The organism is Lacrimispora sp. (assembly GCF_036758025.1).
Lineage (GTDB): Bacteria > Bacillota > Clostridia > Lachnospirales > Lachnospiraceae > Lacrimispora.
Window position 1 is genome coordinate 1 of the sequence record NZ_DAIOXM010000006.1, and the last position, 24,805, is coordinate 24,805.

General features: G+C 43.8%; 19 protein-coding genes and 3 tRNA genes. 21 read left to right on the top strand and 1 reads right to left on the bottom strand.

Translation table 11 applies throughout. The features are described from left to right. Positions 1 to 179 precede the first annotated feature (179 nt). From V7M78_RS06915 to V7M78_RS06925, 3 genes are all read left to right on the top strand, one after another. Positions 180 to 252, top strand: a tRNA-Val gene (locus tag V7M78_RS06915). 99 nt (positions 253 to 351) lie between these two features. After that, a tRNA-Leu gene (locus tag V7M78_RS06920) sits at positions 352 to 437 on the top strand. Positions 438 to 466: 29 nt separating this feature from the next. After that, positions 467 to 540, top strand: a tRNA-Arg gene (locus V7M78_RS06925). 91 nt (positions 541 to 631) lie between these two features. Here V7M78_RS06925 and V7M78_RS06930 read toward each other — a convergent pair. Next, the gene (locus V7M78_RS06930) at positions 632 to 1,555 is read right to left on the bottom strand and encodes a LysR family transcriptional regulator (protein ID WP_333647799.1); all 924 of its coding nucleotides are present in this window, start codon (positions 1,553 to 1,555) and stop codon (positions 632 to 634) included. A gap of 288 nt (positions 1,556 to 1,843) precedes the next feature. Between V7M78_RS06930 and V7M78_RS06935 the strand changes: the two genes are divergently transcribed. The 18 genes from V7M78_RS06935 to V7M78_RS07020 all read left to right on the top strand — a co-directional run bounded on the left by V7M78_RS06935 (position 1,844) and on the right by V7M78_RS07020 (position 24,790). Beyond that, positions 1,844 to 2,788 (top strand): ABC transporter permease, encoded by a 945-nt coding sequence (locus V7M78_RS06935; RefSeq protein WP_333647800.1) that lies wholly within the window; start codon positions 1,844 to 1,846, stop codon positions 2,786 to 2,788. Positions 2,789 to 2,800: 12 nt separating this feature from the next. Beyond that, positions 2,801 to 3,655 carry an ABC transporter permease gene (locus V7M78_RS06940; protein ID WP_333647802.1) on the top strand — a complete coding sequence of 285 codons (855 nt, stop codon included), beginning with the start codon at positions 2,801 to 2,803 and terminating at the stop codon, positions 3,653 to 3,655. Positions 3,656 to 3,669: 14 nt separating this feature from the next. Next, positions 3,670 to 5,694, top strand: a complete 2,025-nt coding sequence (locus tag V7M78_RS06945; RefSeq protein ID WP_333647804.1) for an ABC transporter ATP-binding protein — start codon at positions 3,670 to 3,672, stop codon at positions 5,692 to 5,694. A gap of 52 nt (positions 5,695 to 5,746) precedes the next feature. Then, on the top strand, positions 5,747 to 7,360 hold the full coding sequence (locus V7M78_RS06950) for an ABC transporter substrate-binding protein (protein WP_333647806.1): 1,614 nt from the start codon (positions 5,747 to 5,749) through the stop codon (positions 7,358 to 7,360). A gap of 30 nt (positions 7,361 to 7,390) precedes the next feature. Next, entirely contained in the window at positions 7,391 to 8,374 is a 984-nt protein-coding gene (locus tag V7M78_RS06955; RefSeq protein ID WP_333647808.1) for a mannonate dehydratase, read from the top strand. A 12-nt stretch (positions 8,375 to 8,386) separates the two neighbouring features. Next, the gene (locus V7M78_RS06960; protein WP_333647810.1) at positions 8,387 to 9,502 is read left to right on the top strand and encodes an alginate lyase family protein; all 1,116 of its coding nucleotides are present in this window, start codon (positions 8,387 to 8,389) and stop codon (positions 9,500 to 9,502) included. A gap of 239 nt (positions 9,503 to 9,741) precedes the next feature. Then, positions 9,742 to 10,518 (top strand): serine hydrolase, encoded by a 777-nt coding sequence (locus V7M78_RS06965; RefSeq protein ID WP_333647812.1) that lies wholly within the window; start codon positions 9,742 to 9,744, stop codon positions 10,516 to 10,518. 18 nt (positions 10,519 to 10,536) lie between these two features. After that, positions 10,537 to 11,622: a dipeptide epimerase gene (locus V7M78_RS06970; RefSeq protein WP_333647814.1), complete on the top strand. Its 1,086-nt coding sequence runs from the start codon at positions 10,537 to 10,539 to the stop codon at positions 11,620 to 11,622. Between the two features lie 53 nt (positions 11,623 to 11,675). Continuing rightward, a complete protein-coding gene (locus V7M78_RS06975; protein ID WP_333647816.1) occupies positions 11,676 to 13,604 on the top strand; it encodes a peptide ABC transporter substrate-binding protein in 1,929 nt (642 codons plus the stop codon). A 161-nt stretch (positions 13,605 to 13,765) separates the two neighbouring features. Continuing rightward, positions 13,766 to 14,707, top strand: a complete 942-nt coding sequence (locus V7M78_RS06980; protein ID WP_333647819.1) for an ABC transporter permease — start codon at positions 13,766 to 13,768, stop codon at positions 14,705 to 14,707. Then, positions 14,704 to 15,690 (top strand): ABC transporter permease, encoded by a 987-nt coding sequence (locus V7M78_RS06985; protein WP_333647821.1) that lies wholly within the window; start codon positions 14,704 to 14,706, stop codon positions 15,688 to 15,690. The genes V7M78_RS06980 and V7M78_RS06985 overlap by 4 nt, the downstream gene beginning before the upstream one ends. Before the next feature lie 11 nt (positions 15,691 to 15,701). Beyond that, positions 15,702 to 16,754: an ABC transporter ATP-binding protein gene (locus tag V7M78_RS06990; RefSeq protein WP_333647823.1), complete on the top strand. Its 1,053-nt coding sequence runs from the start codon at positions 15,702 to 15,704 to the stop codon at positions 16,752 to 16,754. Next, positions 16,754 to 17,683 (top strand): ATP-binding cassette domain-containing protein, encoded by a 930-nt coding sequence (locus V7M78_RS06995; protein WP_333647825.1) that lies wholly within the window; start codon positions 16,754 to 16,756, stop codon positions 17,681 to 17,683. The genes V7M78_RS06990 and V7M78_RS06995 overlap by 1 nt, the downstream gene beginning before the upstream one ends. Positions 17,684 to 17,799: 116 nt before the next feature. Then, complete coding sequence (locus V7M78_RS07000) at positions 17,800 to 19,839, top strand: methyl-accepting chemotaxis protein (protein WP_333647827.1); 2,040 nt, start codon at positions 17,800 to 17,802, stop codon at positions 19,837 to 19,839. Between the two features lie 147 nt (positions 19,840 to 19,986). Then, positions 19,987 to 20,877, top strand: a complete 891-nt coding sequence (locus V7M78_RS07005; protein ID WP_333647829.1) for a C40 family peptidase — start codon at positions 19,987 to 19,989, stop codon at positions 20,875 to 20,877. Continuing rightward, on the top strand, positions 20,855 to 21,754 hold the full coding sequence (locus V7M78_RS07010; RefSeq protein WP_333647831.1) for a serine hydrolase: 900 nt from the start codon (positions 20,855 to 20,857) through the stop codon (positions 21,752 to 21,754). The genes V7M78_RS07005 and V7M78_RS07010 overlap by 23 nt, the downstream gene beginning before the upstream one ends. Before the next feature lie 716 nt (positions 21,755 to 22,470). Beyond that, entirely contained in the window at positions 22,471 to 23,100 is a 630-nt protein-coding gene (locus V7M78_RS07015) for a hypothetical protein (protein WP_333647833.1), read from the top strand. A 520-nt stretch (positions 23,101 to 23,620) separates the two neighbouring features. Next, positions 23,621 to 24,790: an ABC transporter substrate-binding protein gene (locus V7M78_RS07020; RefSeq protein WP_333647835.1), complete on the top strand. Its 1,170-nt coding sequence runs from the start codon at positions 23,621 to 23,623 to the stop codon at positions 24,788 to 24,790. Positions 24,791 to 24,805 lie beyond the last annotated feature (15 nt).

Sequence of the window (24,805 nt, forward strand, 5' to 3'; positions counted from 1 at the left end):
TAGAGCGCCGCCCTGTCACGGCGGAGGTCGTGGGTTCGAATCCCATCCGGGTCGTAGGTATAATTTCTCAAAAAGAAGTTTGCCGTTCGATAAGCCAGAAGCAAGTCGAAATTCATTTTTTTAGCAATACAAGCTTTACAAACCAGTATGTAAGTTGTATAATACTTACTAGATTATTTGGGATCTTAGCTCAGCTGGGAGAGCATCTGCCTTACAAGCAGAGGGTCATAGGTTCGAGCCCTATAGGTCCCACTTTCATGAATGGACGAGTTTCACTCGTTGCCGCAGCAGTCGCCAACTGAACATGCAAGCATGTTCGCCTGGTTCGTTGTTTGCGCAAATCATGAAAATGCCGGCGTGGCGGAACAGGCAGACGCACAGGACTTAAAATCCTGCGGGCTTAATCGCCCGTACCGGTTCGATTCCGGTCGCCGGCACTTGCCTATAAAGGTAAACAATCAGATATGTGTGTGTAGCTCAGCTGGATAGAGCACTTGGCTACGGACCAAGGTGTCGGGAGTTCGAATCTTCTCACGCACGTAGGGAAAACCCTTTTCAATAAGGGTTTACAAAAAAGACATCCTGTAAAGGGTGTCTTTTTTGCGTTCAAATAAATATTTAAAAGGACTTCTCATTTAGGCAAGTGGTTCCAGTTTGTATCCACATATTTTTTGGCCAATTCAATCAGGAATTTATGGGGAGGATCCATGATTAGGTCTTTTCGGTAAAGTATGGAATGAATCCGGTATATTTTAGGTTCCAGAGAAAAGAAGGTGATCTGATCTGAGGAAATTCCATTCCATGACGGAATAAAGCCTACGCCAATATTATTGGATACCATATCACAAATGGATTGGGCGTGGGAAGTGCTGCAGGCTATGGTAGGATTAAAATCCTGCTTATCAAAAAAGTCTTCAATCAGATATCTGATACAGGAACCTTTGTGCTGTAAGATAAATGGAAATTTGGAGAACTGTTCTAAAAGAAGCTGGCTGTCTAAGGTGCGGCTCCGGCTTCCGCTCAGCTTTTGACAATAGGGATGAATGCTGGGTGCAGCGAATATAACTTCTTCTTTTTTTAATTCAATATTCTGGCCTTTATACTGTTCCAGAGAATTGGCTGCAATAAGAGCCAGGTCTAATTCGCCTCTGGAAATGAGATTGCTGGTGGACCGCAGATTATCATCCGATAGGACCAGTTCTACCTTGGGATAATATTTGCGGAAGTCCGCCAGGATATATGAGAGCATCTGCATGGAGCTGGAAGAAGAGGTACCTATTCGAATGCGGCTGGTATTGGATACACGCTTTATGTCCTTTTCCAGGTTTTCCGTTAAGGAAATTATCTTTTTGGCATACTCTGCGTAAAGACTGCCCACTGGTGTCAGTGTATATGTACCGCTGGATCTTTGGAACAGGGGAGTTCCCAGCTCAGTTTCCTGTTTAGTGAGAAATTGACTGAGGGTAGGCTGTGATACGTAAAGTTTTTTGGCAGCCTTGGTCATATTTCCGGTCTCAGCCAAGGCAAGTATGTATTCCAGATATCTGATGTCCATAGAATCTCCTGTTTTCTTGAAAAAAATAGATTTATTATAAGCGTGGACTATAATAAAAATAGGGAAGGGTTATTGGAAAAGGTGCACAAATCCAGATATAATTATAACATAAAAGTGATTGAAAAGTACATTAAAAAGGAAGGTGAAGTAATTTTATTTAAAAATAGGCTATTTTTTTATTATATCAAAGAAGATCAATAATAAAAATGGCAAAAAGGGTACAAATAAAAGGAGTGTTGTTCAGGAGGGAGGAATATGGCAGGATATAAGCTCCTGCTATAGAAAGAAATGAAAGCATACATAGCAAAACGCTCAGGTCAGATGATATTGATTATTTTTCTGATATCCATCTTTACATTTATGCTGGTATCGTTAATTCCCGGAGATCCGGTATATGCCATGCTGGGATCAGAAGTATCCCAGGAAGAGTATGACAGGGTATATCGGGAATTAAGACTGGATCAGCCTGTAATAAGCAGATATTTTGGCTGGCTTGGGGGAGCACTCCAGGGCGACTGGGGGCAATCCACACAGTTTCATAAAAGTACCTTGGAAGTAATCAATGAGCGAATACCCATTACTTTATTTTTTTCAATCACTGCATTTATAATAAGCATTCCTCTTGGAATATTTTTTGGGGTTATCAGTGCAGTATACAGAGGGCGGCCTGCGGATACGGCGGTGACTCTGATTGCTAATATAACAGCCTGTCTGCCCCAGTTCTGGATCGCTTTATTAGTGATGTATGTATTTGCTATGAAGCTGGGATGGCTTCCTTCTTACGGGTTTACATGGTTTCATGTGGATTTGGTAACGGGAATCAGACAGACCATAATGCCGTTGTTCTGTCTTGCCCTTGGGGGAATTGCAACAGTGACGAGACAGACACGTTCCAGTATGCTGGAGGTAATCCGTCAGGATTATGTCAGGACAGCAAGGAGTAAGGGAATTTCAAAGAGAAAGGTGATTTATATCCATGCCCTTAAGAATGCTTTGATTCCTGTTATTACGATTCTGGGGATGCGGCTTGGTTCTATGCTGGCGGGTTCCATGTTCGTAGAATCTGTTTTTAACATTCCGGGAATGGGCTCTTTATTTGTAAAGGCAATCCAGTCAAGGGACATTCCAGTTGTACAGGCATGTGTTCTGATTACGGCTCTTGTGTCCTGTATTATCAACCTTATGACGGATATTTTATATGCAGTGGTTGACCCGAGAGTCCGCTATGAATAAGGAGGCAGAATCATGAAAAATTCCGGAAGATGGAAAAAGACAGTTAAAACATTGTTTTCAAGGAAAATTGCTGCGTTTAGCGCCATTGTGGTTGCAATCTTCGTTCTCATGGCTATATTTGCTCCTTTGATAGCACCTTATGATCCTAATTATCCGGATTTTGCTGCCTTTTTACAAGGACCAGGTAAGGATCATATTCTGGGAACTGATAATTATGGACGGGACGTATTAAGCCGGATCATATATGGAACACGGGTCAGTCTGATTATCGGTGTCCTTGCAGTTATCATTGCCTGTATTGCCGGAACATTTTTTGGAATGGTGGCAGGATATTTCGGCGGGATTATAGATGATGTGATTACACGAATTATGGAAGCTATCCGTGCTATTCCTCAGATCATCCTGGCTATGGCCCTGACGGCCGTATTTGGAAGCGGAATCCGCAATCTGGCCATTATCCTGGGAGTTTCCTCTATGGCAGGTTACGTCAGGATGATGAGAGGACAGGTTCTTACCATAAAACAGGCAGATTATATTATGGCAGGAAAGCTGCAGGGGAATAAAAACTTCAGGTTAATGCTGAAACACATTTTACCTAACAGTATTTCTCCTATTATTGTAATGATGACCCAGCAGGTAGGACAGACCATTCTGGCGGAAGCGGGACTTAGCTTTCTTGGGCTGGGAATCAGTGCACCTACTGCTTCCTGGGGAGGTATGGTCAGTGACGGCAGGTTGTTTCTTCTCCAAAACCCGGTGTTTGCACTTACTCCCGGTGTCTGTGTGGCAGTTCTGGTCATATGCCTTAATATGTTTGGCGATGGAGTAAGAGATGCTTTGGATCCAAGACTTAGGGGAGAGGTTTGATAGGAGGAGACAAAATGGAACACTTGTTGGAAATAAAAAACATCGAAGCATGTTTTAAAACAGACGGACAGCGTGTAAAGGCTGTAGATGACGTATCTATGTATTTGAATCCGGGGGAGATTATCGGCATTGTGGGAGAATCCGGAAGCGGGAAATCCGTGACCATGATGAGCATGCTGCAGCTGATCAGTTCTCCTGGAAAAGTTACCGCAGGAAAGGTCTATATCCGGGGAGACCAACGCAATATGCTGGATTATGATCAGGACAGTGAAGAAATGCGTCATATGCGGGGCGGAAAGGTGAGCATGATTTTCCAGGAGCCTATGACCTCTTTAAACCCTGTCCTGACTATAGGTTATCAGATCCAGGAAAATATTATGGAGCATCTTAAGCTAAACAAGGAAGAGGCGAAAAAGCGTACCATTGAGATGCTGAAGCTGGTGAATATACCGGATGCAGAAGAGCGTTTCAACTATTATCCTCAGCAGTTTTCAGGAGGCATGCGTCAGCGTATTATGATTGCCATGGCCATGTCATCAAAGCCTATGGTACTGGTAGCAGATGAAGCAACTACGGCTCTGGATGTAACGACTCAGGCGCAGTTGTTGGAAATGATCAGGGATATTGCCAAGAAAACCAATACTGCAGTTATTATTGTCACTCATAACCTGGGAATTGTGGCAAGATTTGCAGAGCGCATTTATGTTATGTATTCAGGCAGTGTTGTAGAAACGACAGATGCAAAGAGGTTATTTGCAAATCCGGAACATCCTTATACCAGGGCACTGCTCCGGGCGATCCCAAGGCTTGATGATCCTAAAGACCGTATCCTTATCCCTATTGATGGTCTTCCGCCCAACCCCGCATCCAGACCGGATTACTGTCCCTTTTATGAACGATGCGAATACCGCATGGATAAATGCAAGGAACAGCCAAGGCCGGCCCTTAAGGAGAATGAAGAAGGGCATTTTGCGGCCTGTCATCTGTCAGAAGAAGAAAAGCTGGTAAAAGCGGAAGAAATTGCGGCCAAAGAAATAAAAAAATCTCCAAGAATTGAGATCGGAGAGGATATTTGCCTGGAAGTTAAAAATGTACGAAAGTATTTTCCCATCTACAAAGGTATGGTACGAAAGAAGGTGGGGGAGGTAAAAGCCATAGAGGAAATAAACTTTTCAGTCAGAAAAGGGGAAACTCTTGGCATTGTAGGAGAATCGGGATGCGGGAAAACAACCCTGGCCAGATGTATTATGAGGGTATATAAGCCGGAGGAAGGTCAGATTATTTTTAATGGTACGGATATTGCCGTTTTTAATGACAAACAGATGTATCCTTTCCGGAGAAAGTTATCCATGATCTTTCAGGACCCGTTCTCATCTCTGGATCCAAGGCAGACTGCTGAGTCCATTGTGGGAGAATCCCTTCTTCTTCATAAGCTGGTGAAGAATAAAGAAGAATATAATAACCGGGTGGATGAGCTGTTTCGCATTGTAGGACTGGATCCTGCTTTAAAGTACCGGGTGCCCCATGAGTTTTCCGGTGGACAGAGGCAGAGGATCGGAATTGCAAGAGCTCTTTCTTCAGAACCGGATTTAATTCTTTGCGATGAGCCTATTTCTGCGCTGGATGTTTCTATTCAGGCACAGATCATTAATTTGCTGGAGGAACTGCAATCTAAGCTGGGTCTTACCTACTTGTTTATTGCTCATGACCTGGCAGTTGTAAAACACATCAGCAACCGGATTCTGGTCATGTATCTGGGAAGGGTGGTGGAGATTGCAGATTGTGAAGAGTTGTATAGCAATACGCTTCATCCTTATACAAAAACATTGCTGAGTGCTGTCCCGGTAGCAGATCCTTCTGTTGAGGAGTCCAGAGAGCGGGTTCCCATCAGGGGAGAGGTGCCCAGTCTTACAAACCGGCCTGCCGGCTGTCCCTTCCATGACAGATGTGATCAGGCCCAGGAACGGTGCAGCAAGGAAATTCCTGAGCTTCGTGATGTTGGGAACCGCCATGAAGTAGCATGTTTCTTATATAACTAAAAGCTGTATGATCTATTAAATATAAGCTATTAATTAAAAGGAGGATTACATTATGAAACTAACAAAGAAAATTGCGTCCCTGGCACTGGCAGCAGTTATGGCAGCAGGTATAACTGCCGGATGCGGTGGAGGAAATACTGAGAACACCTCTAAAGCCGATTCACAAAGCAGTGAAACGACAGCAGCAGAATCCAAGGAAGGACAATCTTCTGCAGAGATTGCGGAGGGAGGTAAATTGGTAGTCGCAATTCCTCAGGTTCATAATACATTCTTTATGCCTCAGTCCACAACTACAAGCGACCGTTTTGCAGTACAGCCTGTTATTGAATCGTTGGGAAGAGCAGATGAAGATGGCAACTATTATCCATGGCTGGCAGAAGAATTTTATGCAGATCCGGAGGCTCTTACTTTTAACATTAAGCTGAGAGAAGGGGTGAAGTTCCATGATGGATCGGATTGCAATGCTGAAGCAGTGGCCTGGAACCTTCAAAAATATATTGATAATGGAAAAGCCAGTGAATTGGGGTCACCCAAAGAGATAACAGTAGTGGATGACAGGAACATTGTTATTCAGTACGAAGGATGGGCAAATAACTGGGACAATGTTATAGGAGATATTTTTGTTATTTCTAAAGAGGCCTATGATAAGAACGGAGAAGAATGGTGTAAAACTCATGCAGTTGGAACCGGCCCATTTATTCTGGAATCCTTTATTGCGGATAATAAGATTACATACGTTAAGAACCCGGACTACAGAATTGAAGGACTTCCCCATATTGACAATTTGGAAATTGATTTGATTATGGATACCAATACTTTGATGTCAGCCCTTATGAATAAAGAAGTCAGTGTGGCAATGAAGTTTGAAAATGATGCTATTATCAATACAATTAAACAGGCTGGATTTGAGAATATAGGAAGAAAAAATGCAAACTGTGCGGATATTAAGCATATTATCTGGAACAGCAAAAGCGATAAGCATCCAATGGGGGATTTAAAGGTCAGACAGGCGATTATGCATGCAATCCAGTGGGAACAGGTAGCTAAAGCTTTATCAGGCGGTCTGGGTGAGGCTACACCTCTGTTCTGTACTTCTGACTCCTGGGCTTACTCACCGGTAGATTTTTATGAATATAATCTGGATCTGGCAAAGCAAATGCTTTCTGAAGCAGGATATCCTGACGGATTTGAGACAACTATTTACACCAAGTCCAAGGACAATGATACGGCAACTGCATTTCAGGCTATATTGTCCCAGATCGGGATTAGGGCATCTGTAGAAACGTTGGATGCTTCTGCTCTTGATGCAATGCAGAAGGAAGACGATATTGACGGCTTTATTGCAAACCGCGGAGCAAGCAAGATGGATTTTACAAATAACTACATTCGTCTGTATTCTTCAGAGGGAATTAAAAATCATGGTATTATGCTTCGTCCTGCAGAATTTGAAGAGCCTCTGTTTGCCGCACGTGCAGCTGTAACAGTAGAAGAGAAGAAAGAAAATCTTCAGAAGGCAGCCAAAGCTCTTGTGTCGGATTACGTAATGATTACTCCTCTGGCAGTTATTTATTACGAATCATTTTCAGTTCCGGGTCTGGAAGACAGCGGAATCTATGATGTAAGTCTGGAGCAGTGGACACCGGAACAGGCCTACTGGACAAAATAGCTGATTATTTGACTTTAAGGAGGACCCAACATGCTGGGAGATAAGATAAAGGTACAGTCCAAGGTTGTTTCAGACTATACGGACGAACAGTTGCGATTCATTAAACAGATGGGTGTAAAATATGTGTATGTTATTTTTAATGATGAACACACCACCTATGATTCAGTTATGTCATTTCTGGAACGGCTTCATAAATTTGGATTAACAGTAACTGATGCAGGAAATGTGCATTTGTACAAAAGTGATGCCATCCATTTGGGGCTGCCCGGCCGGGACGAAGCCATTGAATCGTATAATAATTTTAACAGGATATTGGGAAAAGCAGGAATCCCGGTAGGATATATGACATGGGAGCCTAACCAGGTATTGACTACAAGATTTGGAGTAGGTGAGCATACAAGAGGCAGTATTGGCCGTATTGTAGATATTGAGGAGATGGAAAGACGGCCCTATTCTCACGGCAGACTTTATACAAAAGAGGAGATGTGGGAAAACTTTAAATATTTCATCGACAGGGCCTTGCCTGTATGCGAGGAAGCAAATATAAAGATCGCTCTTCACCCCAATGATCCTCCGGTGGACTGCCTCCTTGGAATTTCCAATCTGATTACTTCTGCTGAAGATTACAAGCACGCCTTTAAACTGGCAGGAAACAGTCCTTACCTGGGTATGAAAATGTGTCTGGGATGCTGGCTGGAAGGCGGAGAAAAGTTTGGAAATGTGATGGAAGACATTAAGTATTTTGTGGAAAACCAGAAGGTACTTCTGGTACACTTTAGAAATGTCAGTGCTGCAATTCCCTATTTTGAGGAGACACTTCTGGAAGATGGCTATATGGATATGTACGAAGTGATGAAGCAGCTGGTGCGTTATGATTATGACGGAGCTCTTCATGTGGACCATGTGCCCATCTGGGGAGAGGGGGTAGGCGGAGAAAATTCTGCCTGGGCCTACAGCACAGGATATATGAAGGCGCTTTTAAAGTGTGCAACAGCAGAATTAAATAAACCGTGAAGGTAAATATAAATGATACAGTATGAAAAGCGATATAAAATTGTTCCTGACTGGCGCAATAAGGAATGGGTGATGGAAAAGGCCCAGATAGCTATGAAAGCTCCTATGCTCCATATCACCGATGTGCCCAGCCCAAGAAGTGAAGGGGGGGCTCATGACTATTACTCCAATGGAGATTACTGGTGGCCGGATCCCAATTCTCCCGATGGGCTGCCCTATATTCAGAAAGACGGACAGACCAATCCCGGTAATTTTAACAGCCATAGAATCATTATGCGTCAGATGAGAACAAATGTGGTGTTTCTTACGTCAGCCTATTGTCTTACAGGAAAAGAAGAATTTGCAGAAAAGGCAGTGCAGCATTTAAACGAATTTTTTCTTGATAAAGAAACGTATATGGCTCCTCACTTGTCGTATGCCCAGGCAATCCTGGGCGTATGCTCAGGAAGGGGAATTGGAATCATAGACACTCTTCATCTGGTAGATGTGGTATTTGCAGTGGAGAAGCTGAAGACATCTCATTTTATGAAAACTGATACATATGAAGGTTTAAAAAAGTGGTTTGCCAGATATCTTGGCTGGATGCTGACTGACAGTAACGGAATTGAAGAAATGAACAAGGATAATAACCATGGTGTTTGCTTTTTTGTTCAGGCGGCGGCATTTGCTTTGTTTACGGACAATGAGCGGATTGCAGATTTTTGCAGGGATTTCTATAAAAAACATCTTTTAAGGCAGGAGGCAGAGGATGGTTCTTTTCCCAGAGAGCTGGGGAGGACAAAGCCTTATAATTACTCCATCTTTGTGGTAGATAATATGGCAGCTTTATGCCATCTGCTTTCTAAGCCGGACGATGACCTGTGGGAATATGTATCGGAGGATGGAAGAAGTATAAAAAAAGCATTGGATTTCATTACTCCTTATGTATTGGATAAGGAATCGTGGCCTTATCCGCCGGATGTGATGCATTTTAATGCGTTTCCGGCCAGAACAGGTTTTATGATGCTTGCGGGGTGTTCATTAGGCAGAAGCGAGCTTTTAGAACTTTATGACCGCCTTCCGGCTGAATCTACAGATGAAGAAGCCAGACGCAACATTGCTGCACGCCAGCCAATGCTATGGATATAATACTTATGGGGGTGGGATTCAAATGAATCCTGCTCCTTTTATTTTAGGCAGGAAATATCACTTTGCCAAAATTATCCCTTGATTTTTTTTGAAAATTTATTATACTTATAAATAGGGCTTTGGAAGATTTTCAAAGGTTTGAATCAGGTGCGATGAGGTAGCTGTATATTATGGGTGCAGTGCCTCTTTTTTTATATAAGGTTTCCAGATTTTACCTATTGGGAGTGGGACGGATATTGATGAGAGACAGCATAGTAAAGAAATTGGAAGGGCTTCCCGGAAGGGTCAGTTTTTTATATGAGAATCTGGCCACAGGGGACAAGGCTTCCTATAAGGAAGACGAGCCTATGATGGCGGCCAGTGTCATTAAGTTATTTGTTATGGCGGCGGCTTTTGATCGAATAGAAAAAGGACTTTTGGATCGGTCGGAAATGATAGGGGTAAGGCGGGAAGAGTGTGTGCCTTCTTGCGGAGCATTGACTTATCTTCATGATGGGATTTTAGTTACTGTTATGGATTTGATTACGCTGATGATTATTTTCAGCGATAATACGGCTACCAATTTGTTGATTGACCTTTTGGGAATGGAACAGATCAATGGGTTTATCAAGGATCAGGGGTTTGAAAAGACCCTGCTTCAGAGAAAGATGTATGATCTGGAGTTATCCAGCCGGGGAATTCAAAATTACATAACTGCCGGTGAGACTGGCAGGCTTTTAAAGATGATGTATGAAGGAAAATTGGTCAGCGGACAGGCCAGCGAGAAGATGATTGGTATTTTGAAAAACCAGCAGCTTTGCAGCAAGATTCCTTTTTATCTCCAGGCCCTTCCTGAGGAGCCGGAGATTGCCCATAAGACGGGAGAGGACCGGGGAATTACCCATGACGTTGGGATTGTTTATGGAAAAGAGCCATTTTTGATCTGCTTTTGCGGCAATGAAACGGATACTCCGGCTTTTGAGCGGGTTATGGCTGAGGTTTCTCTGGAATTATATGAGGGCTTAAATGAGATTTAGAAAAATGAGGTAGTCAGGATGAAAATTACAAAGATCGATACGGCGGAAATCAGCATTCCTTTGGTAACGCCTTTTAAAACAGCTCTCAGGACCGTAGACAGCGTCAATGATGTTGTGGTCAGAATTACTACGGACGACGGGCATGCAGGTTTTGGAGAGGCCCCTCCTACGGCAGTGATTACGGGGGATACCAGAGGGTCTATTCTCTGTGCCATTGAAGATTTTATTGCTCCAAGCCTGATTGGGATGGAGATTGAGGATTTAGATGGGATTATGGGACGGATTCATGGCTGTATATTGAAGAATACGTCTGCAAAGGCAGCGGTGGATATGGCTGTTTATGACCTTTTTGCAAAGTCCTGTAATAAGCCCTTATACAAGGTTTTGGGAGGACGGAAAAAGGAAATAGAGACAGACTTGACCATCAGCGTCAATGGCGTGGAGGAAATGGTTGAGGACAGCGTAAAGGCAGTGTCCCAGGGCTTTCGCATCTTAAAGATTAAGGTGGGCAAGGATGGAGCCGGGGATGTGGAGCGGATCAGGGCCATTCGTCAGGCTGTAGGGCCGGATATTAAGCTGCGCATTGATGCTAACCAGGGCTGGTCTTCTAAAGAGGCAGTCCGGATTATAAGAACCATGGAGGACATGGGAATTGGGATGGATCTGGTGGAGCAGCCGGTAAAGGCCCATGATTTTGAAGGAATGAAATTTGTGACGGGTCAGGTGGATACACCTATTCTGGCTGATGAGAGCGTTTTTTCTTCAGAGGATGCCATCCGCATTATTCAGGAGCGGGCGGCTGATCTCATTAATATTAAGCTTATGAAAACAGGGGGCATCCATGAAGCGTTAAAGATCTGTGCTATTGCGGAAAGCTTTGGTGTGGAGTGCATGATTGGATGTATGTTGGAGAGCAAGATTGCGGTCAGTGCTGCGGCCCATTTGGCGGCAGGAAAGGGAGTTATTACCAGGGCAGATTTGGATGGCCCGTCGCTTTGTAAGGAAGATCCCTATACAGGAGGCCCGGTTTTTGATGGTCCCAGGATTCTTATGGGGGAAGAGGCTGGACTGGGTATTACCAGGGTTCCCGTGTTTTTTGACTGAAAGTGATACTAATCCCAATGGGTTTAGAATATTAGGAAAATGGAGGAGTATTTATGAAGAAGAGAAGATTAATCGCTTCTATGCTATGTGCTGTTCTCACTGCTTCTGTGGCTTTAAGCGGATGCGGAGGAAAGACGGGAGGCAGTTCCCAGGGCGCAGGAAAGGAAACTGAAGCAGGTGGAGGCGAGGCTCCTGCAGTCTATACCAGACTGTATGGTTCTGAGGCTACCACAGTAAATTACCTGGTTACTTCATCACAGAATGACCATTGGCTGCCTGCAAATACCATCGACACCCTGATTGAATATGACAACAAGGGACAGATTAAGCCGGGGCTTGCTACCGAATGGGAGCATGATGAAGCTGCTCTGACCTGGACTTTTACTCTGAGAGAAGCTAAATGGGTTGATCATACAGGTGCTGAGGCGGCTGATGTGACTGCCCAGGATTTTGTGGATGCTATGAAATATGAGCTGACTCCTGAGTATGAAAGCGCAAACGTACAGAACCTTTTCGGTGTTATTGCAAATGCGGAAAAGTATTATAACGGTCTTGTTTACAATGGCGGCGCTGACGAAGACGGCAATGTGTGGGAGCCTATTGATTTCTCGGAAGTAGGTGTGAAGGCAGTTGATGAACATACACTGGTCTATACTTTGGAAGAAGAGGTTCCATACTTCCTTTCTTCTCTTGCTTATGTAGTATATATGCCTGCTTACGGCCCGCAGCTTGAGGAACTTGGCAAGGAGTTCGGAACCGGTGCTGACAAGATGTATTATAATGGCGCATATTATTTGTCAGAGTTTTCTCCTCAGGAAAGACAGATCATGAAGAAGAATCCTCTGAATTATGATGCGGATACGGTGTACATAGACGAAATCCACAGAGTCTACAACGCAGAGTATAATACCATTGGGCCTGAAATGGTAAAGCGTGGAGAAGTGGATTACGCAGAGATTCCTGCAGATATTCTGGATGACTGGTTAAGCGGTGAGGATACTAAGAACTTAATCAGCCGGGAAAGACCGAGAACCAGCTATTCTTATTTCTATGCCTTTAACTTTAATCCTCAGTTTGATGCTCAGTATGAGCCGGATAACTGGAAAAAGGCTGTAAATAATGAAAACTTCCGTAAGTCTTTATTTGCAGCGCTGAATAAGGTAAACCCAATCGCAATTACAGACGCCAATGCGCCTGAGGATTTTGCAATCAATTCCATTACACCGGCTAACTTTACTTTTAATGCAGATGGTGAAGATTTTACCACAGTAGGTGATATGGCAGCATTGGGACAGACTTTTGACGAGACAAAGGCAAAGGAATACCGGGATTTGGCAAAGACGGAGCTGGAGGCAGAAGGAGCAACCTTCCCTGTAAAGATTCTGATGCCTTATAATCCTTCTGAGCTTAACTGGGATAAAGAGTGCCAGATCGTAGAACAGCAGATGGAAGCACTTCTTGGATCAGATTACATTGACATTATTGTTGAGGCAGGTCCTGCTGACGGATTCTTAACAGAAGTACGCCGCAATGGCAAGTTTGCATTTATGAAGTGCAACTGGGGTGCTGATTATGCAGATCCGGAAACCTGGACAGACCCATTCTACCAGAAAAAAGGGGAAGAAGGATATGATCTGGGATATAAGTATGGAAATATTGCAAAAGCCATTGAAGAGGGAACTCCTTCTGCAGATGCAGCTTTGGAATACTTTACTCTGGTAGATGAAGCTAAGAGCCTTAAGACAGAAATTAATTCCCGTTATGAGGCTTTTGCCAAGGCAGAGGCAAGCCTTATTAACCATGCTTTTGTTATTCCTTTCAGTATTACCGTCAGCAGATATGTTGCGGACACCCTGAATGCATTTGACGGTCAGTATGCACCATTTGGTGTATCTAACCTTCGCTATAAGGGACAGACCATCAATGATCATTACATTTCTATGGATGAGTTTAAGGCCAACCAGGAAGCAAATGAAAAATAAACTGTAAAAATGACCGCCGGACCAGGCGTAAGGTTTCCTGGTCCGGCGAAAAATGCCGTCTGAAAGAGATGTGCGCAGTACGTCTTTTTCAGAGAGTATTTTTACTATGAGGAAGTATAATACTTGATTAAGAAAACTACATAAAAGGAGCCGAAAAACTGATGATAAAGTATTTAGGAAAAAGAATCGCCCGTTCACTTCTTACACTGGTCATTATTTTGACAGTGGTCTTTTGTCTGCTTCGTCTGATGCCCATTGAAGGGTATTTCCAGAATTTCGATAAAATGACAGAACAGCAAATACAGGTTGGCTTAAAGGAAATGGGGCTGACTGATCCTCTTCCGGTTCAAGTTCTTCGCTTTTTCAAGGATCTTCTTCGGGGAGATTTAGGCATGTCCAGAATTTATAGGGCCAATGTTCCGGTATCACAGGTTTTGGCTGATAAGATTCCTGTTTCCATTAAGCTGGGTTCCTGGTCCATGGTGGTGTCTCTTCTGGTAGGACTTCCTATGGGCGCTTTGATGGCCAGGTATAAATACCGGTGGTTTGACCGGATCGGAACACTTTTTATTGTCTGCATCCAGGCGGTGCCGGCGGCGGTTTATTTTCTGTATATCCAGCTTTATGGAACCAAGCTGCTTGATGTGGGACTGCTGTTTCAGATCAATGATCCTAAATACTGGGTGCTTCCGGTAATTTCCATGTCTCTTGGAAATATTGCTTTTTACGGCATGTGGCTGAGGCGGTATATGGTGGATGAGAGCAATAAGGATTATGTGAAATTAGCTAAAGCAAAGGGAATGTCTGAGGGAAGTGTGATGTTTAAGCATATTTTCCGCAATGCCTTTGTGCCTTTGGCTCAGTATATTCCTACGGCATTTTTAAATACGGTTATCGGCTCCATTTATATTGAGTCTCTTTACAGCATTCCGGGAATGGGAGGTCTGCTGGTTACAGTCATTAAAAAGCATGACAATACCATGGTTCAGGGAATTGTTCTGCTTTATGCCTGTGTGGGCGTCCTGGGACTTTTATTCGGAGATTTACTTATGGTGCTGTTAGACCCCAGAATCAGTCTGGGAAAGAAGGAAGGTGACAGATGATGAAGCAGTTTTCATACCGCCACTCAAAGGAAGCAGAGTTTATGGAGACCATGGAGGAGGCAGAGTTATTCTCTTTTCAGGAATTCAATGAGATGGAAGTGGAGAAGACGGGGTACAGCAATTACTCCTACTGGAACAGCACTCTTCATGCCTTTCTGAAAAACCGGGGAGCCTTTATTCTTTTGGTGCTTTTGGCACTTCTTCTGGCGTTTACCTTTATTCAGCCCTATTTACCGGGACAGTATGATCCTAATAAAATCATCAATGATGCATCAGGAATGCAGTTTAGAAATGTGCCTCCGGGAGAGGAATTCATTTTGGGAACCAACTCCATTGGGCAGGACTTGTGGGCCAGAATCTGGGCGGGGACAAGAACCTCTCTTATGATCGGCTTGTCAGTGGCTCTTGCAGAGGCTGTTATCGGCATCACCGTAGGCGTGATCTGGGGTTATGTGAGGAAAGCAGACTTTATTTTAACAGAAATTTACAACATCATTGACAATATTCCAAATACGATTATCCTGATTCTGATTTCTTATATTTTAAAGCCCAGCATTAAGACTTTGGTGTTTGCCATGTGCCTTACCGGCTGGATTCAGATGGCCCGGTTTATCCGGAACCAGATTCTCATTATCAGGGACAGGGATTATAATGTTGCCAGCCGATGTCTGGGAACTCCGGTAAGCCGGATTATTATTAAGAACCTGCTGCCTTATCTGGTGTCGGTTATTATGCTGAGAATGGCTCTTACCATTCCGGCTGCCATTGGAAATGAGGTATTTATTACCTATATCGGCCTGGGGCTTCCGGTCAATATTCCCAGCCTTGGAAACCTGATCAATGAGGGAAGGGCTTTGATCACCAGCCCGGCTCTGCGGTATCAGTTGGTTTATCCGACCATCATCCTTTCATTTGTCACCATTTCCTTTTATATCATCGGCAACGCTTTCTCCGATGCTGCTGATCCCAAGAACCACGTTTAAGGAGGACCGGAATGAATCAAGAGAAGATTTTAGAAGTAAATGACCTGGATATTAAGTTTGAGCTGAGGGGCAAAACTCTTCACGCCATTCGAGGAATATCTCTGGATTTATATAAAGGAGAAATTCTGGCTATTGTGGGGGAATCGGGAAGCGGAAAGTCTGTGTTTACCAAGTCCTTTATGGGCCTTTTGGAGAAAAACGGGCGTGTGGACGGAGGAAATGCCGTTTATTACGGATCTGATGACGGGAAGGAAATAACCCTGACTGATGTGAAAAGGGAAAGGGACTGGCTTAATATCCGGGGGCATGAGATTGCCATGATCATGCAGGACCCTATGACCAGTTTGAATCCTTTAAAGACCATTGGGGTGCAGATTATGGAAGCCGTGCTCATTCATCAGAAGGTGAATCGGGCGGAGGCTAAGAAGCGTACCCTTAAATATCTGATGGACGTAGGAATTCAGGACCCGGAACGGCGTTTTTCCCAGTATCCCCATGAATTTTCAGGAGGAATGAGGCAGAGGGTGGTAATTGCCATCGCCATTGCCTGTAATCCTCAGGTTCTCATTTGTGATGAGCCTACTACGGCTTTAGATGTGACCATTCAGGCTCAGATTTTGGATTTGCTTAAGGAGCTGCGCCATAAGTATAAATTGTCCGTCATTTTGATCACCCATGATCTGGGAGTGGTGGCTAATATTGCGGACCGGGTGGCTGTTATGTATGCCGGTGATATTGTGGAGATCGGCACATGCGAGGATATTTTTTATGATCCAAGGCATCCCTATACCTGGGCTCTGCTTTCTTCCCTGCCTCAGGTGGGAGTTAAGGGAACAGATCTCTTTTCCATTCCGGGCACTCCTCCCAATCTCTATACAGAGGTAAAGGGAGATGCATTTGCACCCAGAAATCCCAAAGCCCTTAAGATTGATTTTGTGAAGCAGCCCCCTTATTTTGAAGTGTCGCCCACCCATAAGGCAAAGACCTGGCTGCTGGACCCAAGGGCGCCTAAGCTGGACCCGCCGGAGGTGGTGGCTAAAATCAGGAATGGAGGTCTGATCTGATGGAACGGGAAGTATTATTAGATGTAAAGGATTTGGATGTGACCTTTGGAGAGCGCAGAAAAAAGTATGAAGCAGTGAAAAAGGTCAATTTTAAGATATACAAGGGAGAAACCTTTGGACTGGTGGGAGAGTCAGGCTCAGGGAAGACCACCATTGGCCGGGCCATTATGAGGATTGTTCCCAGCTCAGGCGGGGAGATTCTTTATAAAGGCCATAAAATAAACGGGAAGATTCCGGCAGAGCTGGACCGTCAGGTGATCAGAGAAATACAGATGATCTTCCAGGACCCTCAGGCTTCTTTAAATGAAAGGGCCAAGGTGGATTACATCATCAGCGAGGGGCTGATGAACTTGGAAAAGGGATTGGATGAGAGCGAGAGGAAAAAACGGGTGGATCAGGCTCTTTTGGATGTGGGTCTGCTGCCGGAGTTCTCAAGCCGTTTTCCTCACGAATTTTCGGGAGGTCAAAGGCAGAGAATCGGTATCGCAAGGTCTCTCATTATGAATCCGGAGTTTGTCATTGCCGATGAGCCTATTTCTGCCCTGGATGTATCGGTCCGGGCCCAGGTGCTGAACCTTCTTGCGGATATGCAGAAGAAGCGCCAGATTACCTATTTGTTCATTGCCCATGATTTGTCTGTTATGCGGTTCATTACGGACCGGATTGCGGTGATCAGGAAGGGTGAGATTGTGGAGATGGCGGAAACTGAGGAATTGATCACTCACCCCCTCCATCCCTATACCAGAGCTTTGCTTTCTGCAATTCCCATGCCTGATCCCAAGCATGAGAAGGAGAAGAAGCTTTTGGTTTACGAGCCTTCTATTCATGATTATTCAAAGGATGAGGCTTCCTGGCAGGAAATCAGGAAGGAGCACTTTGTTCTGGCAAATCAGAAAGAGGCAGAAGCGTATAAACGGTTATATGAATAATCAGGTTCTTATATAAAAAAAATTAATAGGCAAAGGGGTATACCTCATATTACTTTATAAGTGAAACTCTGGTATAATGAGAGAGATTTCAAAATCACGAAAGAGGAGAAAGCAGTATGAAGGTAAACCTTTTTAAAACGCTTCGGTTTAAGCTGAGTTTTATGCTGATTTTTTTTGCAATTGTTCCTTTGATAGGCATAAGTATTTTGTTTATAAGGAACCTGGAAGAAACGTCGTTTGCAGATCAGAAAAGTTCGGTTAACAAGCAGTTGTCTATGGTGAATAACAACGTGGATGCTGTGTTTAACGAAATGCTGAACAATGTCCGTTATTTTGCAGAAGGCAGTCTGCTTCAGACAACGGACCAGTCTATTACCAGTTACGCAGGAACCAAATCCCCTACCAAGATGACACCTGGGCAAAATGGTCTGGTAGAACGGGAGATATATAAAAGCTTTTCAGAATTTGGAAAGAGCCATCCGGATTACCAGTACGTTTATATGGGAACGGAACAAGGCGGTTATATCCAGTACCCTGACTCGGAGATAGGCGCTGCCTTTGATCCCAGGGTCCGCCCATGGTATCCAAGCGCCAAGGCAGCGCCGGGAGCGCCTGTTCTGGGAGAACCTTATTATTTTGAAACGGATGATATTGTTATTATCGGTGCATCTCAGGCTATTGTGGACAGCCGGGGAAATGTGATCGGGGTTATGGCAGCGGATATGAGTGTGGATTCTGTTACAAGGCTGTTTGAAATGGCGACTCAGGATTCTAAGGGCTACTATATGCTGGCTTCCGGTGACGGCACCATTATAGCGGACCCCAGCAATCCTGAGAATAACTTTAAAAACCTTTCTGAAGCATATGGAGAGGAATTTTTAAAGGCAGTCAGTCAGAATGCTGATTTTCAGAAAATTACTATAGAAGGACAGAGCTATTTTCTTAAGAGCATCAAGTCTGAAAAGACCGGTTGGAATTATATTTCCGTAGTGTCGGAAGCCGCCTTGTTTGAAAGCGTGCACCGTTTGCAAGGTGTTATTTACGTGGCTCTGGCAGTTATATTTTTCATCGTGCTGGCTGCGGGAGCTGTGGTGAGCAACAGCATTGCAAGGCCCATTAAGGCTGTAACCAAATCGGCCAGGGAGGTTTCAGAAGGAAACTTCAATGTGGATATTAAGGTTAAGGCTGACGGGGAAATTGGGCTTTTGATTGATGCATTTCAAAAGATCGGGGTGACCCTGAAGGAGTATAAAAAGTATATTGAGGAAATTTCTTCGGTTTTGAATCAGATTGCCCAGGGAAATATGGCATTTGAACTGGAGTCGGATTATGTGGGAGAGTTCTATTCCATAAAGACTGCCCTCTTAAATATTTCCGGAACTCTTACAGATACGTTGGAGCAGATTAAGGTGGCATCGGACCAGATCGCTTCCGGCTCCGGTCAGGTGGCTTCCGGGGCCCAGATGCTGAGCCAGGGTGCCACAGAGCAGGCGGCTTCCGTGGAGGAGCTTTCTTCTACCATCAGTGAGGTAACCAGGCAGATCAGTTCCAATGCGGAAATGGCTCAAAAGGCCAACGGACTTTCCAGAGTGACGGTTTCCGGGGTTCTGGAAGGAAACCAGCAGATGCAGAACATGATAAGCGCCATGGAGGAAATCAACTCCAGGACAAATGAGATCAACAGAATTATAAAGATTATTGATGATATTGCGTTTCAGACCAATATTTTGGCGCTGAATGCGGCAGTGGAGGCGGCCAGAGCCGGAGATGCAGGCAAGGGCTTTGCTGTTGTTGCAGATGAGGTGCGGAACTTGGCACAAAAGACGGCAAATGCAACCCATGATACGGCAGAGCTGATTGAAGGCTCTATCCGTTCTACCAGACGGGGAAGCAGCCTTGTTGGGAAGACGGCAGAGTCTCTGTCCAGCATTGTAGAGCATGTGGAGCAGGTGGCAGGAATGCTGGAGGAAATATCCAATGCTTCCCTGCAGCAGTCGGAGACTATGGAACAGGTGGCATTGGGAGTGGATCAGATTTCTTCAGTCGTACAGATCAATGCGGCTACGGCAGAGGAATCTGCGGCTGCCAGCCAGGAGCTTTCCAGCCAGTCTGTCCTGCTTAACGGTCTTGTGGGACATTTCCGGTTGAGAAAATAACAGGAAGGCATCTGGAACAGAAGTAATTGCTGACGAAAATTGAGGTATGCTCCCCTTGCTGCAGGTGGTTTTAATGAAAAGCCTGTCTGCTGCAGGGCGGGGCATATTTTTGTGGAATTAAGATGAAAAGGACGGGAGGAAATTGCTATGGAATGCTATGGAATTGTTAAAATACCGGTTGCCGTGATCTGGGAGGTACCGGGAGAAATTAAGGAGAACCGTTATGGAGAAGCGGTGTCTGCCATTGCTGATGAGGGCCTGTACGGCATGGGGCTGGCAATAACCGGGGAAGAGGTACGGGGATTTTATCCGGTGCGGACTTTTTATGAGTATACCGGATTTGTCAGGAAAGAGGATATTGAAATTACGGATCTGGCTGGGATGAAAGGCTGGGAGGAGAGCTGCCTGATGGTGGTGGATGGAATCCATGTGGATGTTCTTTCTCTTTCAAAGGTACAGGGGGTCTGCCTCATAAGCCTTTTTAAGGGGGCTGTTATAAAGGTGCTGGCTTTTGATTCCGAGGAAGAGGGTTGGGCTAAGGTGGAGCTTTTAGACGGACGGATCGGATATATGAGGAACCAGTATTTAAGGAAAAAGGAGTTTTCTCAGGCCGGATTGTGGACGGGAAAGCCGGTTCAGAAGAAAATTGTGGATGAAAACTCTTTCCGGAAGGCAGTAGTGGAGACGGCAAAGCAGTATTTAGGGGTTCAGTACCGCTGGGGAGGAAGGTCTACGGCAGGAATTGACTGTTCGGGGCTGACTTCGGAAAGCTATATGCTCAATGGAATCCTGACCTACCGGGATGCCAGGATTGAGCCTGGATTTCCGGTGCATCAGATTCCCAAGGAGGAAATGCTGCCCGGAGATTTGATGTATTTTCCGGGGCATATTGCCATGTATATGGGAAATGGGGCTTATATCCACTCCACTGGAAAGGTGGGAAGCGGAGGTGTGGTTATAAACAGCTTGAACCCGGAGGCAGAGGATTACAGGGCGGATCTGGTGGAAAGCTGGTATGCGTCAGGAAGCATTTTTTAATATAAGAAAAAAGAAAGGGCCTTATTATATGGATTCCAGACTTACATTAGAGAAAAGAATTGAAGCAGAGCTTATGAGCTATGACGGGAAAATGGGGATTTATCTGGATGATTTCAACGGCAATGTGATTTCCGTTCATGGTGATGAAGCCTTTGAAACTGCCAGTGCGATCAAGACCTATATTCTGGTATGTTTATTTGACCAGGTGGAAAAGGGGAATAAAAGCCTTGAGGATGTGATTGAATATAAGCAGGAGCACGTTGTGGATGGAAGCGGTGTGCTGCCTGCCCTGGAGCCGGGGGCTGTGCTGAGGGTCAAGGATGCAGCTACCTTTATGATCATTGTGAGTGATAACATTGCCACCAATATGATCATTGATTATCTGGGGCTTGAGACCATTAATCAATGCATCAGGGACCTTGGATGCAGGGATACGGTGCTTCACAATCCTATTCATTTTGAGAAATATGACAAGCTGGGAACCAGTACGCCCAGGGATTATGCCAGCATATTTGCCCGTTTGGCAAAGGGAGAGCTGATCAGCCCGTCGGCGGATGGGAAGATGGTGGAGATATTGAAGAAGCAGCATTACAACACCATGATCACCAGGGATTTTCCTCCTGTTTATATGGACAGCGACAATACGGATGACATTCTTATTTCCGTTGCCTCCAAAAGCGGAAGCATGGATGCCTGCAGAAATGACGGGGGAATCGTGTTCACTCCTTACGGGCCTTATGTGATTGTCATGTTTCATAAGGAATTTTCTGATGCCATGTATTATCCAGCTCATCCGGCTACTGTGTTCGGTGCCAGGGTCAGCCGGATGATCCTGGATCAGTTTTTGGCCCTGGAGGGTAGGTTTTATAGTAAATGATCTTATTGCTTAAGTTATGGTAGAGGCTTACAAAGAACATAGCAAAAGTGACTGATACAAAGAGTTAAAAAGGGTAGACATGCGATAGTGATATCTTTGGTTTTTCAAGAAGATTATATGCAGAAGATTCAAGAACAAGATTTTTGTATATATTCTAGAAAATAGGAAGATTATTAGTAGCTTTTTGCGATGGAGAAAAACTATCTTCAGAACAAGGCGAACAATTGAAGAAGATATTGAAGGATATGTGTGATAATTGATGTTTTGACTGTGTTACTGACACTGTTAAAATTCATATGCTGGGTTTATCTATTATGGAATGTTAGGAAATAACAATTATTATTTGCTATTCTCCAAATATGAACAATAAAGGGGCGTTGCAAAAACAATGTCGATAAGTCTATCATTTTAAATGTTAAAAACGTTCTTGACAAAAATAAGATAGTGTTATATTATTTAAATATAAAATTAAAAACTGTTTTTAATTATATGATATAATTTTATGGAACGTTATCAATACTAAAATTATAAGAGAAGTAACGATTTGAACATAAGATCACTTCAATTTTAAAATTATTATTAAATAGGCTTATATTGATGCTTTTATACATATCAAAAGAAAGGTGTGATGCCAATGCACGATCAATAAGGATTTAAGGGGGAGTCGATAAATATCTTTAAACTATTAATTAAAAAGTAAAGGGAGGATTAATATTATGAAAAAGTTTAAAAATATTTTTACATTTATTATCGCAGCTGTATTGTCTTTAAACAGCTTCAATTTTGTCCATGCTTCTGTAGCCATTGAGGATTTGAAAAAACAAGAAATTACCGAAGTGACAGAATATTTGAAAGATTTAGGGCCGGTAGCTTTAGAATTTAAAGAACAGAAGATGGTTTACTTTATTCCACTATCCACTGGTGGTACTGCTACCTACACTATAGAGATGAGAAAGCTGCCGTCTGCACAGACAGTAATGGAGGCGAAAGTGGGAAGGTGGAATATTGATACAAGCTTTTCTATACCAGTTAATGGTTCAATTAAGGCATCGGCTGTTCTTAATGTAACCTACGTTCCAAACATGAGTTCATCGGGGCTTGATTGTCCTAAATTTACGGTAAGTTCGCCGAGTATATCTGTAACACCACCTCAAGGTGCTAAGCTTCTAAGCTCAAGCTGTAGTGTGAAAGAAGTACAAACAAATCATGAATATCATTATGATGGATACTCCTCACTTGATTTTCTTGGTTTAACCATTAACCATTATCCTCATGTAACCTATGCGTGTCTGGGAAACAGTGGCACTAATAGAAATAAGTTGCTTGTGGATTCTTACTGGAAGTAATGAGGTATTAGTGTGCTTAGTGTTCTTGGATATTTATATGCCATATTGAAAATCTCTGCGATTATTTTATTAATAATTTGTAGCATTATCTATATAAAAGATAAAATGAAAAATAGATGACCATTCATTTGTTAATTATTATATTTTTATAGCATGGACTTTTGAGTTATAGTTGAGTTTTTATCAATTATGAAGCAAGAGTCCATTCTATTTGCTCCTAAAAAAATAATTGAAAGTAGGACCTTATGCGTTTTGCTCCATGATTGTATTTATAACTAATTCAATGGGCCATTTTACGATTATTTGTCTGGACTTTAAAGATTTTGTGAAAGTTGAAGTGGGCGATATTACTAATTTATAGCTAAAGGATATAAGGATATAAGGTAAAGATGTATAGGGTGTTAGACATTATAATAGTCGTGCAGTTCAAAAATTACGACATTATTACTGAATTCTCGGTATTTTCCTGAACCGTTTTTTGGTAAAATAAAAATAAAAAGAACGGAGGGAGAAATCTGTTATGAAGAAAAAAATGGCACTTTTAATGGCATGTGCGGCTGCTCTCAGCCTTGCTGCATGCGGATCCAAGGGAGGGGAGACATCTGCTCCTACGACAACGGCTGCGGCCAACGCAGAGACAACAACGGCGGCTGCCGGAGAGTCCGGAGGAACTGATGATTTATCAGCTCTTATTGAGGCTGCAAAGGCAGAAGGGGAACTGACCGTATACGGTTCCTGTGAAGAGGAGCATTTAGCAGCAGTATGCAAGAACTTTGAAAAGATCTATGGAATTAAGACCAAATTCCAGAGACTTTCCACTTCTGAAGTGTACACTAAGGTTTCAGAAGAGGGCGGAAAGCCGTCTGCTGATGTGTGGTTCGGAGGAACTACCGATCCTTACAATGAGGCTGTTGCCGCAGGACTTTTAATGCCATATGATGCTGTCAATGCAAAGAACTTAATCAGTGACCAGTATAAGGACACCACAAATTCCTGGTATGGTATCTATAAGGGAATCTTAGGCTTTATGGTAAATACGGAAGAGTTAGAAAGACTTGGCCTGGAAGCTCCGAAGACCTGGGATGACCTGACAAAGGAAGAATACAAGGGACTGATCATGCTGTCCAATCCCAATACTGCCGGTACAGCAAAGCTGGTAATCAACACCATGATCCAGATGAAGGGCCACGACGAGGCAATGGAGTACTTTAAGAAACTGGACAAGAACGTTGCACAGTACACAAAATCAGGTTCCGGACCTTCCAAGATGGTAGGACCTGGAGAGTGCGTAATCGGAATCGGCTTCCTTCATGATGGAATTTACCAGATCCTTCAGGGATATGATAACATTCAGCTCATCGTTCCTGAGGATGGAACCTCTTATGAAGTTGGTGCTACGGCAATCTTTAACGGCGCAACCCATCCCAACGCTGCAAAGCTGTGGGTTGAATACGCTCTGACTCCTGATGCTGTTGATATTGCCAAGGAAAACGGCGCTTACCAGTTCCTGGTACTCAGCAATGCAACTCAGCCGGAAGAGGCCGCTCAGTTTAATCTGGATATGAACAATACCATTGAATATGACTTTGAGGATGCAAAGGCAAACAGTGCAAAGTATGTAGAGGACTTCTTTGAAGCTCTTGGAAGCTCTGCTGAAAGCGCTGACGGAGGCCGTTTCCTGACAGAGTAATGCGGTATTTTAGCT

Bases quoted from the DNA above. Each gene is read 5' to 3' on its own strand.
- V7M78_RS06930 (WP_333647799.1), bottom strand. From the start codon at position 1,555: ATGGACATCAGATATCTGGAATACATACTTGCCTTGGCTGAGACCGGA.
- V7M78_RS06935 (WP_333647800.1), top strand. From the start codon at position 1,844: ATGAAAGCATACATAGCAAAACGCTCAGGTCAGATGATATTGATTATT.
- V7M78_RS06940 (WP_333647802.1), top strand. From the start codon at position 2,801: ATGAAAAATTCCGGAAGATGGAAAAAGACAGTTAAAACATTGTTTTCA.
- V7M78_RS06945 (WP_333647804.1), top strand. From the start codon at position 3,670: ATGGAACACTTGTTGGAAATAAAAAACATCGAAGCATGTTTTAAAACA.
- V7M78_RS06950 (WP_333647806.1), top strand. From the start codon at position 5,747: ATGAAACTAACAAAGAAAATTGCGTCCCTGGCACTGGCAGCAGTTATG.
- V7M78_RS06955 (WP_333647808.1), top strand. From the start codon at position 7,391: ATGCTGGGAGATAAGATAAAGGTACAGTCCAAGGTTGTTTCAGACTAT.
- V7M78_RS06960 (WP_333647810.1), top strand. From the start codon at position 8,387: ATGATACAGTATGAAAAGCGATATAAAATTGTTCCTGACTGGCGCAAT.
- V7M78_RS06965 (WP_333647812.1), top strand. From the start codon at position 9,742: ATGAGAGACAGCATAGTAAAGAAATTGGAAGGGCTTCCCGGAAGGGTC.
- V7M78_RS06970 (WP_333647814.1), top strand. From the start codon at position 10,537: ATGAAAATTACAAAGATCGATACGGCGGAAATCAGCATTCCTTTGGTA.
- V7M78_RS06975 (WP_333647816.1), top strand. From the start codon at position 11,676: ATGAAGAAGAGAAGATTAATCGCTTCTATGCTATGTGCTGTTCTCACT.
- V7M78_RS06980 (WP_333647819.1), top strand. From the start codon at position 13,766: ATGATAAAGTATTTAGGAAAAAGAATCGCCCGTTCACTTCTTACACTG.
- V7M78_RS06985 (WP_333647821.1), top strand. From the start codon at position 14,704: ATGATGAAGCAGTTTTCATACCGCCACTCAAAGGAAGCAGAGTTTATG.
- V7M78_RS06990 (WP_333647823.1), top strand. From the start codon at position 15,702: ATGAATCAAGAGAAGATTTTAGAAGTAAATGACCTGGATATTAAGTTT.
- V7M78_RS06995 (WP_333647825.1), top strand. From the start codon at position 16,754: ATGGAACGGGAAGTATTATTAGATGTAAAGGATTTGGATGTGACCTTT.
- V7M78_RS07000 (WP_333647827.1), top strand. From the start codon at position 17,800: ATGAAGGTAAACCTTTTTAAAACGCTTCGGTTTAAGCTGAGTTTTATG.
- V7M78_RS07005 (WP_333647829.1), top strand. From the start codon at position 19,987: ATGGAATGCTATGGAATTGTTAAAATACCGGTTGCCGTGATCTGGGAG.
- V7M78_RS07010 (WP_333647831.1), top strand. From the start codon at position 20,855: ATGCGTCAGGAAGCATTTTTTAATATAAGAAAAAAGAAAGGGCCTTAT.
- V7M78_RS07015 (WP_333647833.1), top strand. From the start codon at position 22,471: ATGAAAAAGTTTAAAAATATTTTTACATTTATTATCGCAGCTGTATTG.
- V7M78_RS07020 (WP_333647835.1), top strand. From the start codon at position 23,621: ATGAAGAAAAAAATGGCACTTTTAATGGCATGTGCGGCTGCTCTCAGC.